Origin of the sequence: Tabrizicola sp. (assembly GCF_031377265.1) — a bacterium.
Taxonomy (GTDB): domain Bacteria; phylum Pseudomonadota; class Alphaproteobacteria; order Rhodobacterales; family Rhodobacteraceae; genus JAUYQR01.
In genome coordinates this window covers 15,432-30,766 of the sequence record NZ_JANMET010000168.1, presented here as the reverse complement: position 1 = coordinate 30,766, position 15,335 = coordinate 15,432, and the positions used below count along the sequence as shown (strand labels likewise).

Annotated in this window: 17 protein-coding genes and 1 tRNA gene; 6 read left to right on the top strand and 12 right to left on the bottom strand. The window is 63.2% G+C overall.

Going from position 1 to position 15,335, the window contains the following annotated elements; genetic code table 11:
- Window positions 1–1,244 (top strand): thiamine/thiamine pyrophosphate ABC transporter permease ThiP (locus RMO18_RS09860; RefSeq protein ID WP_309665589.1); only part of this gene is annotated, 1,244 nt, incomplete at its 5' end.
- A complete protein-coding gene (locus RMO18_RS09855) occupies window positions 1,231–1,932 on the top strand; it encodes an ATP-binding cassette domain-containing protein (protein ID WP_309665587.1) in 702 nt (233 codons plus the stop codon). The genes RMO18_RS09860 and RMO18_RS09855, both read left to right, overlap by 14 nt.
- A 46-nt stretch (window positions 1,933–1,978) precedes the next feature.
- On the opposite strand, the gene RMO18_RS09850 is transcribed toward RMO18_RS09855, so the two are convergent.
- From RMO18_RS09850 to RMO18_RS09815, 8 genes are all read right to left on the bottom strand, one after another.
- A complete protein-coding gene (locus RMO18_RS09850) occupies window positions 1,979–2,827 on the bottom strand; it encodes a cytochrome c1 (RefSeq protein WP_309665585.1) in 849 nt (282 codons plus the stop codon).
- A 14-nt stretch (window positions 2,828–2,841) separates the two neighbouring features.
- Complete coding sequence (gene petB, locus RMO18_RS09845; protein ID WP_309665583.1) at window positions 2,842–4,164, bottom strand: cytochrome b; 1,323 nt, start codon at window positions 4,162–4,164, stop codon at window positions 2,842–2,844.
- A gap of 12 nt (window positions 4,165–4,176) precedes the next feature.
- Window positions 4,177–4,749: a ubiquinol-cytochrome c reductase iron-sulfur subunit gene (gene petA, locus RMO18_RS09840; protein ID WP_309665581.1), complete on the bottom strand. Its 573-nt coding sequence runs from the start codon at window positions 4,747–4,749 to the stop codon at window positions 4,177–4,179.
- A 252-nt stretch (window positions 4,750–5,001) separates the two neighbouring features.
- The gene (locus tag RMO18_RS09835) at window positions 5,002–5,610 is read right to left on the bottom strand and encodes a glutathione S-transferase (RefSeq protein ID WP_309665580.1); all 609 of its coding nucleotides are present in this window, start codon (window positions 5,608–5,610) and stop codon (window positions 5,002–5,004) included.
- A 2-nt stretch (window positions 5,611–5,612) separates the two neighbouring features.
- A complete protein-coding gene (locus RMO18_RS09830) occupies window positions 5,613–5,918 on the bottom strand; it encodes a hypothetical protein (RefSeq protein ID WP_309665579.1) in 306 nt (101 codons plus the stop codon).
- Between the two features lie 169 nt (window positions 5,919–6,087).
- Window positions 6,088–6,714: an FMN-binding negative transcriptional regulator gene (locus RMO18_RS09825; RefSeq protein ID WP_309665578.1), complete on the bottom strand. Its 627-nt coding sequence runs from the start codon at window positions 6,712–6,714 to the stop codon at window positions 6,088–6,090.
- An 86-nt stretch (window positions 6,715–6,800) separates the two neighbouring features.
- On the bottom strand, window positions 6,801–6,926 hold the full coding sequence (ykgO, locus tag RMO18_RS09820) for a type B 50S ribosomal protein L36 (protein WP_023666132.1): 126 nt from the start codon (window positions 6,924–6,926) through the stop codon (window positions 6,801–6,803).
- A 69-nt stretch (window positions 6,927–6,995) separates the two neighbouring features.
- Window positions 6,996–7,070, bottom strand: a tRNA-Val gene (locus tag RMO18_RS09815).
- Between the two features lie 157 nt (window positions 7,071–7,227).
- Between RMO18_RS09815 and RMO18_RS09810 the strand changes: the two genes are divergently transcribed.
- A complete protein-coding gene (locus RMO18_RS09810; protein WP_309665593.1) occupies window positions 7,228–8,085 on the top strand; it encodes an N-formylglutamate amidohydrolase in 858 nt (285 codons plus the stop codon).
- A 158-nt stretch (window positions 8,086–8,243) separates the two neighbouring features.
- Window positions 8,244–8,780 carry an alpha/beta hydrolase gene (locus tag RMO18_RS09805; protein WP_309665571.1) on the top strand — a complete coding sequence of 179 codons (537 nt, stop codon included), beginning with the start codon at window positions 8,244–8,246 and terminating at the stop codon, window positions 8,778–8,780.
- A gap of 208 nt (window positions 8,781–8,988) precedes the next feature.
- Here the strand turns inward: RMO18_RS09805 and RMO18_RS09800 are convergent, their stop codons facing one another.
- Complete coding sequence (locus tag RMO18_RS09800; RefSeq protein ID WP_309665570.1) at window positions 8,989–10,242, bottom strand: DNA polymerase IV; 1,254 nt, start codon at window positions 10,240–10,242, stop codon at window positions 8,989–8,991.
- A gap of 202 nt (window positions 10,243–10,444) precedes the next feature.
- On the opposite strand from RMO18_RS09800, the gene RMO18_RS09795 reads away from it, so the two are divergent.
- The gene (locus RMO18_RS09795; RefSeq protein WP_309665569.1) at window positions 10,445–10,747 is read left to right on the top strand and encodes a HigA family addiction module antitoxin; all 303 of its coding nucleotides are present in this window, start codon (window positions 10,445–10,447) and stop codon (window positions 10,745–10,747) included.
- Window positions 10,748–10,765: 18 nt separating this feature from the next.
- Here the strand turns inward: RMO18_RS09795 and RMO18_RS09790 are convergent, their stop codons facing one another.
- The 3 genes from RMO18_RS09790 to RMO18_RS09780 form a co-directional block, all read right to left on the bottom strand.
- The gene (locus RMO18_RS09790) at window positions 10,766–11,182 is read right to left on the bottom strand and encodes a hypothetical protein (RefSeq protein WP_309665568.1); all 417 of its coding nucleotides are present in this window, start codon (window positions 11,180–11,182) and stop codon (window positions 10,766–10,768) included.
- Window positions 11,175–11,645, bottom strand: a complete 471-nt coding sequence (locus tag RMO18_RS09785) for a type II toxin-antitoxin system antitoxin SocA domain-containing protein (RefSeq protein ID WP_309665567.1) — start codon at window positions 11,643–11,645, stop codon at window positions 11,175–11,177. Before RMO18_RS09785 ends, RMO18_RS09790 begins: the two co-directional genes overlap by 8 nt.
- 132 nt (window positions 11,646–11,777) lie before the next feature.
- The gene (locus RMO18_RS09780) at window positions 11,778–12,725 is read right to left on the bottom strand and encodes a ParB N-terminal domain-containing protein (RefSeq protein ID WP_309665566.1); all 948 of its coding nucleotides are present in this window, start codon (window positions 12,723–12,725) and stop codon (window positions 11,778–11,780) included.
- A gap of 115 nt (window positions 12,726–12,840) precedes the next feature.
- On the opposite strand from RMO18_RS09780, the gene RMO18_RS09775 reads away from it, so the two are divergent.
- Window positions 12,841–15,276, top strand: a complete 2,436-nt coding sequence (locus RMO18_RS09775) for a DEAD/DEAH box helicase (RefSeq protein WP_309665565.1) — start codon at window positions 12,841–12,843, stop codon at window positions 15,274–15,276.
- The last annotated feature ends 59 nt before the right edge of the window (window positions 15,277–15,335 follow it).

The following is a 15,335-nucleotide window of genomic DNA, read 5'->3' as shown; positions in this document are numbered from 1 at the left end:
TGGCGGTGTTCGGGCGATCCGGCGTGATGAATGATCTGGGGGTCGCATTGGGGCTGCCCACACTATCGATCTATGGGCTGCATGGCGTGGTTCTGGCGCATGTTTTTCTGAACATGCCGCTTGCCGTGCGGATGATCTTGCAAGGTTGGCAGGCGATCCCCGCTGAACGGTTTCGCCTTGCCAGTGCCTTGGGCTTTGGTCCGACCGAAGTGGCGCGGCATCTCGAATGGCCGATGCTGCGGGCAGTTCTGCCCGGCGCGGCGTTGGTGATCTTTGTGATCTGTCTGACCAGCTTTGCCGTGGTGTTGACGCTGGGCGGCGGGCCTGCGGCGACGACCGTTGAACTGGCGATCTATCAGGCGGTGCGCTTTGACTTCGATCTGGGGCGGGCGGCACTGCTGGCGTTGGTGCAATTCGGGCTGTGCGCAGTGGTGGCGGGACTGGCCTGGGTGATTGTGCGCCCGACAGCATTTGGGGCGGGGCTTGACCGGTTGGTCGCGCCGGAAGCGCCCTTGGGCTGGCGACGGGCGGCAGATGGTGGGGTCATCGTTCTTGCTGTGTTGTTCCTGATGGTGCCGTTGTCAGCGGTGGTCCTGCGCGGAATTCCCGGGCTTTTCGACTTGCCGCAATCAGTACTGGCGGCGACGGGGCGGTCCGTTCTGGTGGCATCGGTGTCTACGTTGATCACCGTGACAACTGCATTGGTCATGGTGGTGGCGGTTGCTTCACGGGCGCGCGGTGGCTGGTTGATCGAGGCGGCGGCAGTCATCCCGTTGGCGACGTCAGGGCTGGTGCTTGGAACCGGGCTGTTCCTGATTGTGCAGCCGTTCACGCCGCCCACGTCATTGGCGTTGCCAGTGACGATGCTGGTGAACACCGCACTGTCGCTGCCCTATGTTTATCGCCTGCTGCTGCCGCAAGCGCGCGCGCTTGAGGCGGACTATGGCCGCCTTGGCGACAGTCTTGGTCTGCAGGGCGTGGCGCGCTGGCGCTGGTTGATCCTGCCACGACTGGCGCGTCCGTTGGGCTTTGGCGCAGGCATTGCGGCGGCCCTGTCGATGGGGGATCTGGGGGTTATCGCGCTGTTTGCCGGCGAAAGTCAGGTCACCTTGCCACTGCTGGTGCAGCAATTGATGGGCAGCTATCGGACCGAGGCCGCGTCGGCTGCTGCCTTGCTGTTGGTGGCCGTGAGTTTTGCAATGTTCTGGATCTGCGACTGGGGGGGCCGCCGTGCTGCATCTTGATCAGGTTGTGCTGGCGCAAGACGGGTTCCGTCTGACTGCGGATTGGCGGATACAGCAAGGCGCGCGGGTTGCGGTGATCGGGCCATCGGGTGCAGGGAAATCGACGCTGCTGTCGGCGATTGCGGGGTTTTTGGAACCCGCTTCCGGCAGCATCAGGTGGAATGGTCTGGATTTGCGCGGCGTGTCACCGGGGGACCGGCCGGTCAGCATTCTGTTTCAGGATCAGAACCACTTTCCGCACCTGAGCGTGGCGCAAAACCTTGGCTTGGGCTTGCGTCCCGATCTGCGGCTGTCGCGCGATGAGGCCGTGCGGGTTGCCCTGGCGTTGGATCGCGTCGGGCTGGCGGGTTTGGGGTCGCGCAAGCCAGCGCAGTTGTCCGGCGGGCAGGCCAGCCGGGCGGCACTGGCACGCGCGCTGCTCAGGGCGCGACCGGTGCTGCTGCTGGATGAACCGTTTGCGGCCCTCGGCCCGGCCCTCAAGGCCGAAATGCTGGCGTTGGTTGCCGAGGTTGCGGCAGAAACTGGCGCCACCGTCCTGATGGTCACGCACGAGCCTTCGGATGCCCGCGGCTTTGCCGATCTGGTGGTGCTGGTGGCGGATGGGGTGGCACAGGAACCGGTGCCGACGGCGGACCTTTTCGCCAGACCCTCGGCAGCACTTGCCGACTATCTGGGTCGTCCAAAATGAAAACCCCCGCCAAAGGGGCGGGGGATTCGGTCAGCGACAGGTTGGATCAGACGGTTTTCTTGCCTTTGATCCCGGACCAGAGCCGCTTGTTGGTAAGATACAGAAGGCTTGTCAGCACCAGAAGGAAGATCACGGCGGTAAAGCCAGCTTCCTTGCGCGCCATCAGCTTTGGTTCAGCCGCCCACAGAAGGAAGGACGCGACGTCCATCGACATCTGGTCCATCGTTGCGGGCGTGCCATCGGCATAAGTCACCTGATCGTCGCTGAGCGGCGGCGGCATCGCGATCCAGCTGCCTTCGATGGTCGAAACGCCGTTTTCGTCCTTGCAAGTATCCGGAATGGCACCCTTGGCGAAGATCTTGTTGTAGTAGCCGTCAGATTCGAAATCTGCCGCGCATGCCGGCGGCTCTTCATAGCCAAGCAGAAGAGCGTGGATGTATTCCGGCCCGCCCATCCCGCGGACCAGCTGGTTGATCCCGGTGCCGTATGGCCCGTGGAAGCCCGCCCGCGCCTTGGCCATCAAGCTGAGATCGGGCGCATTTTCCATTGCGGAATGCGGGAAGTTGTCGGTTGGAGCGCCTTCGCGGTCTTCGCCGGTGTCCTTGTCGGTGATCGTCCACTGCTTGGCATAGGCGCGGACCTGGTCGTCCGGCAAGCCCGGCCCACCCTCGTCATGCAGCGTGCGCAGCGGCACATACTTCAGCCCGTGGCAGGCCGAGCAGACCTCGGTATAGACCTGCAGGCCGCGCTGCAGTTGCATCTGGTCGAACTTGCCGAACGGGCCTTCATGCGCGAAGGTCACATCCTCGATATGGCCACCCTCGCCAGCGGCAAAAGCCGATCCGACGGTCAACGCCAGCGCCGATACGGCGGTGAGTGCGATTTTCCTGAACATTACCAGTTCCTCTCTCACTCGGCCGGATGGGCTTTGGAGCCGTAGTGGGCATTGAAGTCTTCTTCGATCGTCGCGGGTTGCGGCTGCGGTTTCTCGATCACGCCCAGCAGCGGCAGGATGATCAGGAAATACCCGAACCAGTAGGCCGACGCGATCAGCGAGATGGTGGCATAGGGTTCTTGCGCAGGCATGGCACCGACCCACATCAGCACCACAAAGTCGATGCACAGCAGCGCAAACCACCATTTGAACATCGGGCGGTAGCGGCCCGAGCGGACGGAGGAGGTGTCAAGCCATGGCGCCAGCGCCATCACTGCAATCGCGCCGAACATCGCCAGCACACCAAAGAATTTGGCGTCGATGATGCCGAAGGACAGCCAGTTTGCCGCGATAACCACCCAGACATCGCCGGTAAAGGCACGCAGGATCGCGTAGAACGGCAGGAAGTACCATTCCGGCACGATATGCGCAGGCGTCGAAAGCGGGTTCGCTTCGATGTAGTTGTCGGGGTGGCCGAGGAAGTTCGGCATGAAGCCGACAACCGCAAAGAACACCAGAAGGATCGCGGAAAGTGCGAACAGATCCTTCATCACGAAGTACGGCCAGAACGGCAGAGTGTCGCGCTCGGCTTCTTCCTTGGACCCGCGGCGCACTTCAACACCGGTGGGGTTGTTGTTGCCGGTGGTGTGGAAAGCCCAGATATGCACCGCCACCAGTGCCGCAATCACGAACGGCAACAGGTAGTGCAGGCTGAAAAAGCGGTTCAGAGTGGCGTTGTCGACCGCAGGGCCGCCCAGCAGCCAGGCTTGGATCGTCTCGCCCACACCGGGGATCGCGCCGAACAGGCCGGTGATCACCGTGGCACCCCAGAACGACATCTGGCCCCAGGGCAGCACATAACCCATGAAGGCGGTCGCCATCATCGCCAGGTAGATCAGCATGCCGATGATCCAGGTAATCTCGCGCGGGGCTTTGTAGCTGCCGTAGTAAAGGCCGCGGAAGATGTGCAGGTAGACAGCAAAGAAGAACAGCGAGGCACCGTTCATGTGCAGGTAGCGGATCATGGCGCCGCCGTTGACGTTGCGCATGATGTGTTCGATCGACGCGAAGGCCATGTCGACATGCGGCGTGTAGTGCATGGCAAGGACGATGCCGGTGATGATCTGCAAGGCAAGGCAGAACGTCAGAACGATGCCCCAGATCCACATCCAGTTCAGGTTCTTTGGCGTCGGGAGCATGATCGTGTCATACAGCAGCCCCACAATCGGCAGGCGCTTGTGAAACCAAAGCTGGCCACCGGTCTTGGGTTCGTAATGGTCGTGCGGAATTCCGGCCATGATATGTGTTCCTTACCCGAGCTTGATGGTGGTTGCGTCTTCGAACACGGCAACCGGTACTGGCAGGTTGCGCGGCGCAGGGCCTTTGCGGATACGGCCGGAGGTATCGTAGTGCGAGCCGTGGCAGGGGCAGAACCAGCCGCCAAAGTCACCCGACCCGTCGCCTAGCGGCACGCAGCCCAGGTGGGTGCAGACGCCCATCATCACCAGCCATTCGCCCGCCTCGTCCAGCGTACGGTTGGCATCGGCGGCATCGGCATCAGGCTTGTTGGCGTTTTCGGCCATCGCGTCGGGCAACTCGTCCAGCGTGGTGGCGCGGGCGGCCTCGATCTCTTCGGGCGTGCGGCGGCGGATGAAGACGGGCTTGCCGCGCCATTTCACGGTCAGTTGCGTACCAACTTCGACGGCCGAAACGTCGACAAAGATCGACGCCAGCGCCTGAACGTCGGCGGAGGGGTTCATCTGGTTCACCAGCGGCCAAACTGCGGCACCCGTGGCAACCGCACCGGCACCAGCCGTTGCATAATACAAGAAATCCCGCCGAGTACCTTGGCCGGTTCCTGCGTGTTCGTCTGCGTGGGACACGAGATCTTCTCCCTTCGTCGACCGCTCTGCATTGCGGCCCATAAACCTGTCAGGCTGTGGCATGGCCAGCCCGTGTTAGGCGCGTGTTTAGCCAAGCCTTGTTGGATCGTCCAGCGGACAAAGCAACGCAGTGGTGGGTTTAACCGCAGAATTCAGCCCTTTCTGCGGATCAGGCCCGGCCTTTACGCGTCGCTACCTGTCTTGAGGCGGGCGGTTGGCAACCCCCTGTGACAAGGCGTACCGACTTTTCAGTTACCCCTGCGGCGCGGTTGTCATCATTGACGGGCGCAAGGCAAAATGGCTTGCCCAGTCATCAAGGCCCGGCCGACCCGCGCGCCAGGGACGGGATTGATGCCGGAAATCAAGATATCCCAGGGCTGCAGCAAGTGCGATCTGGCCCATATTGATCGGGCCGTTCAGATGGCTAAGCCAGCGCTGTTCCAATGTTGACAATGCTCGGTCGATCTTGGCCCACTGCCCTTCCATCCAGTCGCTGGACCGGAACGGTTCCGGCCGCACGAAACCTTCGTAGCGCATCAGGACGGCTGCGTCGGCAATGCCATCCGCCGTAGCCTCAAGCGTCAGCACCTCCCACAAACGCGGGGCGGCGGGGTAGAGGCCGGCACCAAGCCGGTCATCCAGATAGCGGCAGATCACCCGGCTGTCATAGAGGGCCGGGCCATCGTCACGTTCCAGCGCCGGGATCTTGCCCAAAGGGTTACGGTCAAGCGGCATCGTGCCGGGATCAAGCGGATTGCCGGAGGCGGGTATCAGCGTGACCTGATCCGTCGCCCCAGCTTCGTGCAAAAGGACCATCACCTTGCGCACAAAGGGCGAGGCCGGAGCGTAGTAGAGGTGCATGATTATTCCTTGCGAATGCGCAATCGTGCCATCAGGGCCACATCAATCTCGATCCGGCGGCCACCGATCAGGACTACCCGCACAACTCGCGCCGCCGTGTTGGTCTGGCGGGTCGTGGCATCTGACCGATCCGCCGGGCGATGGACGGCGACGCCCTCGGCAAGATCGTCAAACGCATCCTCGACGCGCTGATCGGTGCGGCCGGGAAAGCTGCGCGCGGTGACATAGCGCTTGATCGCATAGCTGGCAGCGGTCAGCAGGCCAAGGCGCATGGCAAGGGGGACGAGCGGGGCAAGGGGCAGCGGCATGACCAATCCTCCAGTTGCTGAGATGAAGATTACGCCCTCCACCGCCCCCTGTCCATGCGGCTTAGGCCGGAACGAACGCGTGCGCTGCCATCGCAATGGTCAGCGCGCCGCGCAAGTGCGACGGGCGTCCGGCGCTTGCGAAAAGCAGGAGACGCCACACCGTCGCGAATTATTCGCCCGTTTCGCCTGTTTGCTCGCGCATCAGTGCCGCAATCGCCTGTGCGCCGGGGTCTGCCTGCCCCGCCAGCACCTTCGCCGCGCGGTCCCGCACTTCGATGGTCTTGTTCTGGTTCAGCTTCCAGGTGCCTTCCACCGATGCAATCACCAGACGGAATGGCAGGATCATCCGCATCATCCGGGCCATCACACCCTCGCCCATCTTGTCCGAATGCCAGGGCTTCTTGGGCAACAGCCGCCCCTCATGTTCCGCCGAAAGGGCGTCGACATGATCTTTCATTTCCTCGAACTCCAGCGCCATCAGCGTACCGCGCAAATGCACCGCCACATAGTTCCAGGTCGGCACCTGATCCGGCGTTCCGTACCAGTCAGGCGAAACATAGGCATCCGGGCCGGAAACGGCCAACAGCGCCGGCCCTGGCAGAACTGCCCGCGCGATAGGGTTTGACCGGGTCAGGTGCAGATCGGCAAACGACCCATCCGGCGCCAATACAAACGGGATGTGCGAGGCCAGCGGCCCGTCCGTTCCGTTCAGCATCAGAATGCCAAAGCCGCGCTGACGGGCAAAGGTCAGGTTTTCGTCTGTCGACGTGCTGCGAAAAGCGGGGTTGGTGTGCATGAAACCTCCAAAGGAAAAGGCCGCCCCGGTTTTCCCTGGACGGCCTTTCTATACACGCGTGCTGAACGCACAGGGTCGGCAGGGGATCAACCCTGGCGGGCCTTGTAGCGCTTTTGCGTCTTGTTGATCACATAGACGCGGCCTTTGCGGCGCACGACTTGGCAATCGCGATGACGCGTCTTCAGCGAGCGGAGCGAGTTGGCAACCTTCATAGGTCTTCTCCTGATCGCGGCGCGTCTGCGCCGATTGAAAACAACGTGCCCCCTTGCGGAGGCGATGAATGGTGGGCGGTACTGGGATCGAACCAGTGGCCACTACGATGTCAACGTAGTGCTCTACCGCTGAGCTAACCGCCCACATGTGCCCGATGCATCCCCGCCCAAACAAAAAGGACGCGGGCGGAACCGCGTCGTTCAGGGCGGGTCTATACTGAGTTGCGCATAAGCCTGCAAGGGGTTTTGGCTTTTCACGAAATCCCGCTATACCTTGTTGAGTAACCGGAGGTCGCCCACTTTGTCCGAGGCATATCAGCTTTCTCGTCCGCTCCAGCAAACGACATCGGTTATCTTTGCTTCCCCCCACTCGGGGCGCGAGTATCCTGCGGAATTCCTTGCAAATACGCTGCTTGACCACCATGCGATTCGAACGTCTGAAGACGCATTTGTGGACCGTTTGTTCGACATGGCCCCACAAATGGGGGCGCCGTTCCTCGCCGCGCGGGCGCCACGGTCGTTCATCGATCTCAACCGTGCCGCCGACGAGCTTGATCCAGCAGTGATCGAAGGCGTTGCGCGGATGGCCCACAATCCACGCGTATCCTCCGGCCTTGGGGTGATTCCGCGGGTGGTTGCCGGTGGTCGGGCGATCTACCGGGGAAAACTGAACCGGGCCGAGGCTGATGCCCGGATCAATCGCTTCTGGCATCCCTATCACGAAACCTTGAAAAACCTCATGGACGAGACGCTTGCGACTTTCGGGCAGGCCGTCCTGATCGATTGCCACTCCATGCCCCACGAGGCCATCGAGGCACATGCGCGGCCTGGCCACCCCAAGCCCGAGGTGGTTCTGGGCGACCGTTTCGGTGCTGCTGCGGGCCGCGACGTGATGGAACGGGTCGAGGCAGCTTTCGCTTCTGCAGGCTTCCGGGTTGTAAGAAATGCCCCATTTGCAGGGGCTTACATCGCACAAGCCTACGGACGCCCATCCCGCTGCAGCCACGTCGTGCAGGTGGAAATCGACCGCGCGCTGTACATGGACGAAGCCCGCATTGAACCAAGCGCTGGCTTCGACGGCTTTCGCACGGCAATAGGCGGAGTGGTTGCCGAGCTTGCCGGGATTGGTCGCCATGGACTGCCAGTGGCGGCGGAGTAACCTGACTCTGGTTGTGGCGCGCATACGACGCAACTAGCGTTCGGCCTCCATCGCAATCGGAGATAACCATGCGTGTCCTCGTTACCACTGCTGCCCTTTTTCTTTCCCTTCCCGCCTACGCCGAAGACCTTTGGCTGACGTCGCCCGCCCCTGCGCTGATGCCTGCTGCTGCCAGCAGCGGCTTGGCTCCCGTAAACGGGATCGAGATGTACTATGCCACCTACGGTGCCGGTGACCCGGTCTTGCTGATCCATGGCGGGCTGGGGCATGCAGATGTATGGTCTGCACAGGTTGCGGACCTGATGATCGACCATCTTGTCATCGTGGCAGACAGCCGTGGCCACGGCCGCTCCAACCGGACGGAAGAGTCATTTTCATATGAGCTGATGGCGTCTGATTACCTGGGGCTGCTCGATTATCTGAAAATCGGCAAGGTAGACTTGGTCGGCTGGTCTGACGGTGGCATCATCGGTTTGGACATCGCGATGAAGCATCCCGAACGTCTGAATCACCTGTTTGTCCAGGGTGCAAACATCAGCACCGACGGCGTCAATCACGCGGCGGCTGAGACGCCGGTTTTTGCAGCCTATATTGGCATGATGGCGGGTGACTACGCCAAGATGTCGCCTACTCCCGATCAGTTTGACGACTTTGTCACGCAGATTTCCAACATGTGGGGGACACAACCGAATTGAACCGACGAACAGATCGCAGCCATAACGGTTCCGACGGCAGTTGTCGTGGGGGAATATGATGAGGCGATTCTGCGGCCACATACCGAAAAGATCGCGGGCCTGATCAAGGGATCCAAGCTGGTTATCCTGCCGCAAGTCAGCCATTTCCCAAGCCTCCAGGCACCCGCGGAGTATAACGCAGCCATTCGCGACTTCATCGACCAATAAGCTAGCGCAACGCGCGCCCTTTGATGATGGCGTCGTGACCAAAGCGGGCGCGGATCTTGTCCGTCGCCCGCTCCGTCGCGGTCCGCTTGCCGGCCTCTGGATCCAGAAGGTCGTTGCTGAGATCAGCCTGATCTTCAGGGGCGAGGTCGGATATTCCGACACCGATCAGCCGGAACGGGCCATGCGTGCCCGACTGATCATAAAGGTCGCGCGCGGCGCGGTAGATGCGGTCGGTCAGTTGGGTAGGGTCTGACAAGCTGTGGCGGCGGGTGACCAGCTGGAAATCGCCTTTCTTCAGTTTCAGGGTCACCGTGCGGCCACCGAGGGCCTTGGCCTTGGCGCGATCCGCCACCTGTTCGGCAAGGCGCCAGATGTGGCCATCCAGCAGATCAGGGTCTGAGGTGTCCTCATGAAAGGTTGTCTCCTTCGAGATCGACTTCAGCTTTTCATCCCGGGTGACGCGGCGGCTGTCCTGGCCGCGGGCAAGGGACCAGAGCCGGTCACCCATGCTGCCAAAGCGGGCGATCAGGTCGGGGCGGTCCCAGCGCAGCAGGTCGGCGATGGTTCTGATCCCTGCGGCCTCCAGGGCGGCCTGGGTGGACTGGCCGACGCCCCAGATGATGCGGACGGGTTTGGGTTTGAGGAAGGCCTCGGTCTCGGCGCGGCCGATGATGGAAAAGCCGCGGGGCTTGTCGAGATCACTGGCGATCTTGGCGAGGTACTTGTTGTGGCTGAGGCCAATGGAGCCAGTGAGGCCGAGCTCGGTCTCCATATCGCGGGTCAGGCGGGCGAGGAGGACGGCGGGGGCGGCGCCGTGCAGGCGCTGGGTGCCGGTGAGATCGAGGAACGCCTCGTCGAGGGAGAGGGGTTCTATGGCGGGGGTGAGGCGTTCCATCATGGCCCGGATCGCGCGACTGGCTTCGACGTAGGCGGGGAAGCGGGGTTTGACGACCACGGCTTCGGGGCAGAGCTTGAGGGCTTGGAACATCGGCATTGCGGAGCGGACGCCCTTGATCCGGGCGAGGTAGCAGCAGGTGGAGACGACGCCGCGGGTGCCGCCGCCGACGATGAGGGGGTGGTCGCGATAGGCGGGGTTGTCGCGTTTTTCGACGCTGGCGTAGAAGGCGTCGCAGTCCATGTGGGCGATGGAGAGGGAGGTCAGTTCAGGGTGGGCGGCCAGCCTTGGGGAGCGGCAGGCGGGGCACCTGGTTCCGGCATCGAATTCGGTGAGGCAATCGCGGCAGAGGCTGGGCATGGGGGGAGTATAGGGGGTCACGTGGGGGCCGCAAAGGCCTCCGGTTTGTCCACGCGTGGACAAAGAGGTGGGGATAAGGAAATCAGAGGGTTAGGGGAGGCGTTTAAGGATTTGTTAGGGATTGGAGGGTATTGAGGGAGTGTGATAGAGTGCTGGGAATGTGCCAATGGTGCGCTGTAGCGCACCCTACGATGGGGCGGAAATGTCTGTGAAAGTTGTGCGCAAGATTGACCCCGTTCACCCCGGCGAGATTCTGGGGGAGGAGTTTCTGGTGCCATTGGGCATGAGTGCGGCGGCGCTGGCGCGGGGGATCGGGGTGCCGGCGAACCGGGTGAGCGAGATCGTGGCCGGACGGCGCAGCGTGACCGGCGACACCGCGCTGCGGCTGGCGGCGGCGTTCGGGACGACGGCGGAGTTCTGGATGAACCTGCAGAAGGGCTGGGAGTTGGCGGTGGCCCGGCGGGAGTGGACGGGCGGGGTGGAGCGGGTGGAGGGGTCGAGGTGAACTTCGACTTACGGCTTGTTACTGACCGCCTCTAACGATGTTGACGCTTGCGGCGAGACCTGAGCCAATGGTCTCCATATCTTTGTCATCAAATTTCTTAAAGGCACCAACGAAAACAGCGGCTGTGATAGCGGTTATTGAGGCTATTGGTGCAACGATCATAGCGACGGCGAATGCTGAACTCCCTCTGGAAAAAGGTCCCCAGAAAGACTGATGTACCAGATGCGCGAGTGTTGCCGCCATCCCAGCCACGACCGTGATCCCAATCCCAACAGCGATCCACCTAAGCCAGTATCGCTGGCCAATTTCCCGGTGGGCAAGACGCTTGAGCTTTGCCTCGGCTTCAAGAAGTTCAAATTCTAGCTCTTCTCTACGTCGTGTACTTCCGCCGGGAGGATCATCAGGTGGAACGGGTGGGATGATGGTCTCAGGCATCTGCAGGCTGAGATGCCTCTAGACGCTTCAATTTATAGTGCTGTCTGATCATGTCATCCGGAATCGGAGCATACCAACCGCCGGTCTGACGAGCCAAATCCCACGGCCCACCATGTACATGTGTTAAGTCAGAAAGCCTAAACGGCGTCAAATTTCCATAGTTTGCATAGATTTGCTCAAGCAACCCCGCCGTCCACTGGTCAAGCTCTGGAGTCGGGACAGCGCTGCTTACCGACGTCACGTCGATTCCCTGACGCCGAAAATCGTGATAAACATCCGGGATCACAGGCCCATGCTGCCACGCCTCAATTCTGTTCGGAAACAATGGCGTATCTCGCATTTCAAGATGCCAGCCGTGCGAAATGTAGGTCAACTTAAGCAGCGACATAATCGACAAGACTCTGCCATCCCGCTGGGCGCGAGTGACAAACCAGTTTGCAACTTGGCGGGCATCATATGTCATCGTTGTCCTACTTCTATCACACATACATAGTGTGGTGTGGACAGAATGTGAACAGTTTGGTGGATAGTCTGTTCGAACCCAAGCATAAATCGTGTTAGAAGAAGCACACTTGACCTGATCCGTGCATCAGCATCACCCCCTCTGAAACAACCTCTCCACCTCATCCATCACATCGTCGATCAGCCCACCGCTCTTGGCCTCCGGGCCGGAAAACCGCAGGATCCAGCCGTTGCGGTGCAGCTCCCGCCGGATCGTCAGCCCCTGCCGTAGATGCAGCATCCTGCGGGGCCGGCCCGGTTGGGTGGCGGTGGCGGGGGTGTCTTCGTCGTCGCGGGTGCTCTCGATGATCAGGGGGAGGATGGCTTCCCATTGGGTGCGGAGGGGGGCGGTGCGGTGGTCGGTCAGGGTTTGGGTGATGAGGGGGGTGAAGCCGCCGCGGAGGGCGGAGGCGAGGCGGTCCATCTGGCGGGCGGTGAGGCGTTCGGGGGTGGTGAGGTGGGGGGCGAGCGCCTCGACGACGCTGGCGTAGGTGCGGGTGCGGAACCGTTTCTGGCGGCTGGCGGAGGGGTGCAGTGCAAGGGCGGCGGCGTCGAGGGTGGGGAACAGCCCCTCCTCCACCGCGCGCAGCAGGGTGAGGCCTTTGTCCCAGGGCGGCGTGTCGGCGCGGATGTCGTTTTCGGCGACCATGGCGGCCATCGCGTCGGGGAGGCTGGCGGGGGTGCGGAGGAAGGCTGCGATCTCGGTATGGCCGAGGGAGGCGCAGGCGTGAAGGCGGCGGTAGCCGGAGATGAGGCCGTAGAGGTGGGGCGGGCCGTTCGGGTTAAGGCGGGGGGTGGTGAGCGCCCAGACCTCCACCGGCATGCGCAGGCCGGTGGTGGCGATGGAATGGGCCAGTTCGGCCAGCGGCTCAGGCTCCAGCGTGCTGCGGTCGCGGGGGAGGGCGTGGGCGTCGATGGCGGCGAGGGGGATCATGGGAGGCTCCTTTTGCGGGGCAGTATGCGGCGGGGGCTTGGGGTGTTGCGGTTTGGGGTGGTTGGACGGGCGGGGTATACAGGGGGCGTTAAAGCGTGTAGGCGGCACGCTGGCCTTCGATGGGTTCTGATGCGCCGGGCAGGGAGGCCCGGGGCGATGGAGAACGGTGGGGCCTGAAACGATGGCTTTACCGGGGGCTGCGGCCCCCCTTGGGGATACAGTGATGGATGATGTGAGATTGGCGGCGCCGATGGCGCAGGCTTTGGCTGCGAAGGGGTATGAGACCCTGACGGCGGTGCAGCTGGCGATGCTGACCGAGGAGGTCGCGGGGCGCGATCTGTTGGTAAGTGCGCAGACCGGGTCGGGCAAGACGGTGGCCTTCGGGCTGGCGATGGCGCCGGAGTTGCTGGCGGGCAATGACCGGCTGTTGTATGCCGATGTGCCGGGGGCGCTGATCATCGCGCCGACGCGGGAGCTGGCGCTGCAGGTGGCGCGCGAGCTGGACTGGCTGTACGCCGAGGCGGGGGCGAAGATCGCGACCTGCGTCGGCGGCATGGATTACCGGACGGAAAAGCGGGCGCTGGAGCGGGGGGCGCATATCGTTGTCGGCACGCCGGGGCGGTTGCGCGACCATATCGAGCGGCGGAGCCTGGACCTGAGCGGCCTGCGCGCGGCGGTGCTGGACGAGGCGGACGAGATGCTGGACTTGGGGTTCCGCGAGGATCTGGAGTTTATCCTGCAGGCGGCCCCGCAGGACCGGCGCACGCTGATGTTTTCGGCGACGGTGTCCAAGGACATCGCGGCGCTGGCGGCGGAGTTCCAGCGCGATGCGTTGCGGATCATGGCGCAGGGCGAAGCGAAACAGCATGTGGACATCGAATACCGCGCGCTGTCGGTGGCGGCGCGGGATCGCGAGAACGCGATTTTCAACGCGCTGCGGTTTTACGAGGCGCAGACGGCGCTGGTGTTCTGCAAGACGCGGGCCAATGTGAACAACCTGATGGCACGGATGGGCAACCGGGGGTTCCAGGTGGTGGCGCTGTCGGGCGAGTTGAGCCAGCAGGAGCGGACGCATGCGCTGCAGGCGCTGCGCGACGGGCGGGCGCGGGTCTGCGTGGCCACCGATGTGGCGGCGCGGGGCATCGACCTGCCGGGGTTGGAGCTGGTGATCCATGCCGATCTGCCATCCAACAGCGAGACGCTGTTGCACCGGTCTGGCCGCACCGGGCGCGCGGGGCAAAAGGGTGTGTCGGCGCTGATCGTTGTGCCGGCGGAGTTCAAGAAGGCGCAACGGTTGCTGCAGGGTGCCAAGGTTGTGGCTGAATGGGGGTCTGCCCCAAGTGCCGAGGACGTGACGGCCAAGGACGACATGCGGATGCTGAAGCATCCAGCACTGATGGCGGGCGTTGGCGACGACGGCGCGATGGTGGAGCAACTGCTGGCGCAGTTCGGGCCGGAGGCGGTGGCCGCCGGTTTCGTGCGCATGTGGCGCGAGGGCCGGTCTGCGCCAGAAGTGCTGTCGGATCAGGCGACGCCTGCCGCAGCAGCGGCACCGCGCGAACGCGGTGAGTTTGGCGCATCGGTCTGGTTCAGCCTGACGGTTGGCCGGTCTGGCCGGGCCGAAGCACGCTGGCTGTTGCCGAAGATTTGCGATGCCGGCGGCATCTCCAAGGACGGTATCGGCGCGATCCGGGTGCAGGAAGACGTGACTTACGTGCAGATCGGCGCGGCACTGGCCGACAAGTTCGGGCCGATGCTGGAGCTGGACAAGGGCGTGATCATGGAGCGGATGGCAGGTGAGCCGTCGCTGGACCGCCCGGAACGCGCGCCCTATGCGGCACGGCCAGAGCGGTCTGAACGCCCAGCGCGTACCGAACGCCCGGAGCGCACCGAAGCGCGCCCGGAACGGCGTGAAAAGCCCGCCTATGCGCCGAAACCGGCGCGGGTGGTGGAAGAGGGTGACAACGCCCCGGCGGCCGAGCCGCGCAAGACTTATGTCAAGCGCGACGATGCCGAAAAGGCCCCCTACGCCCCGCGTGAGGCCAAGCCCTATGTGAAGCGCGACGATGCAGGGGCCAAGCCCTATGCGCCCCGCGAGGCCGCAAGTGCCAAGCCCTATGCGCCGCGTGCGGCGGCGGGCGCACCAAAGCCCTATGCCAAGCGCGATGATGCGGGTGCCAAGCCCTATGCCCCGCGTGACGCAAAGCCCTATGCGGCCAAGCCCTTCGCCGCCAAGCCTTATGCGCCGCGCGATGCAGCAAAGCCGTATGTGAAACGCGATGACGCGGATGCGGATCGCAAGCCGCGCTGGTCACCGGAAGACAAGGCAGCGCCAAAGTCGGCGGGCTACAAGAGCCTTGGCGGGGCGGCGGGCAAGCCTGCGCGCGCCACCGGCTACAAGAGCCACTCTTCCGACGGGGCTGGCTACAAGCCGAAGGCCGAGGGCGAGGGGGATGCCAAGCGCACCTATGCCCCCACAGGCGACGGCGCGCGTCCGTTCGTAAAGCGGGACGGGCCTGCGGGCGGCAAGGCTGGCGGGTTCAAGAGCCATGCGGCTGATGGCAAAAAGCCGTTCGCGCGGGTGAAGCCGGCGGCCCCGAAGGTGGATGCAAAGGACACCTCGAAGCGGTTCGTGCCGCCGAAGGGACCGAAGCGTTAGTGGCTGTCGGTTTTAGAGCAGGATGAATCTTCTGGGAAACGTGCCTTGCACCTTTTGTT

Bases quoted from the DNA above. Each gene is read 5' to 3' on its own strand.
- RMO18_RS09850 (WP_309665585.1), bottom strand. From the start codon at position 2,827: ATGTTCAGGAAAATCGCACTCACCGCCGTATCGGCGCTGGCGTTGACC.
- petB (WP_309665583.1), bottom strand. From the start codon at position 4,164: ATGGCCGGAATTCCGCACGACCATTACGAACCCAAGACCGGTGGCCAG.
- RMO18_RS09835 (WP_309665580.1), bottom strand. From the start codon at position 5,610: ATGCACCTCTACTACGCTCCGGCCTCGCCCTTTGTGCGCAAGGTGATG.
- RMO18_RS09830 (WP_309665579.1), bottom strand. From the start codon at position 5,918: ATGCCGCTGCCCCTTGCCCCGCTCGTCCCCCTTGCCATGCGCCTTGGC.
- RMO18_RS09825 (WP_309665578.1), bottom strand. From the start codon at position 6,714: ATGCACACCAACCCCGCTTTTCGCAGCACGTCGACAGACGAAAACCTG.
- ykgO (WP_023666132.1), bottom strand. From the start codon at position 6,926: ATGAAGGTTGCCAACTCGCTCCGCTCGCTGAAGACGCGTCATCGCGAT.
- RMO18_RS09805 (WP_309665571.1), top strand. From the start codon at position 8,244: ATGCCTGCTGCTGCCAGCAGCGGCTTGGCTCCCGTAAACGGGATCGAG.
- RMO18_RS09800 (WP_309665570.1), bottom strand. From the start codon at position 10,242: ATGCCCAGCCTCTGCCGCGATTGCCTCACCGAATTCGATGCCGGAACC.
- RMO18_RS09795 (WP_309665569.1), top strand. From the start codon at position 10,445: ATGTCTGTGAAAGTTGTGCGCAAGATTGACCCCGTTCACCCCGGCGAG.
- RMO18_RS09790 (WP_309665568.1), bottom strand. From the start codon at position 11,182: ATGCCTGAGACCATCATCCCACCCGTTCCACCTGATGATCCTCCCGGC.
- RMO18_RS09785 (WP_309665567.1), bottom strand. From the start codon at position 11,645: ATGACATATGATGCCCGCCAAGTTGCAAACTGGTTTGTCACTCGCGCC.
- RMO18_RS09775 (WP_309665565.1), top strand. From the start codon at position 12,841: ATGGATGATGTGAGATTGGCGGCGCCGATGGCGCAGGCTTTGGCTGCG.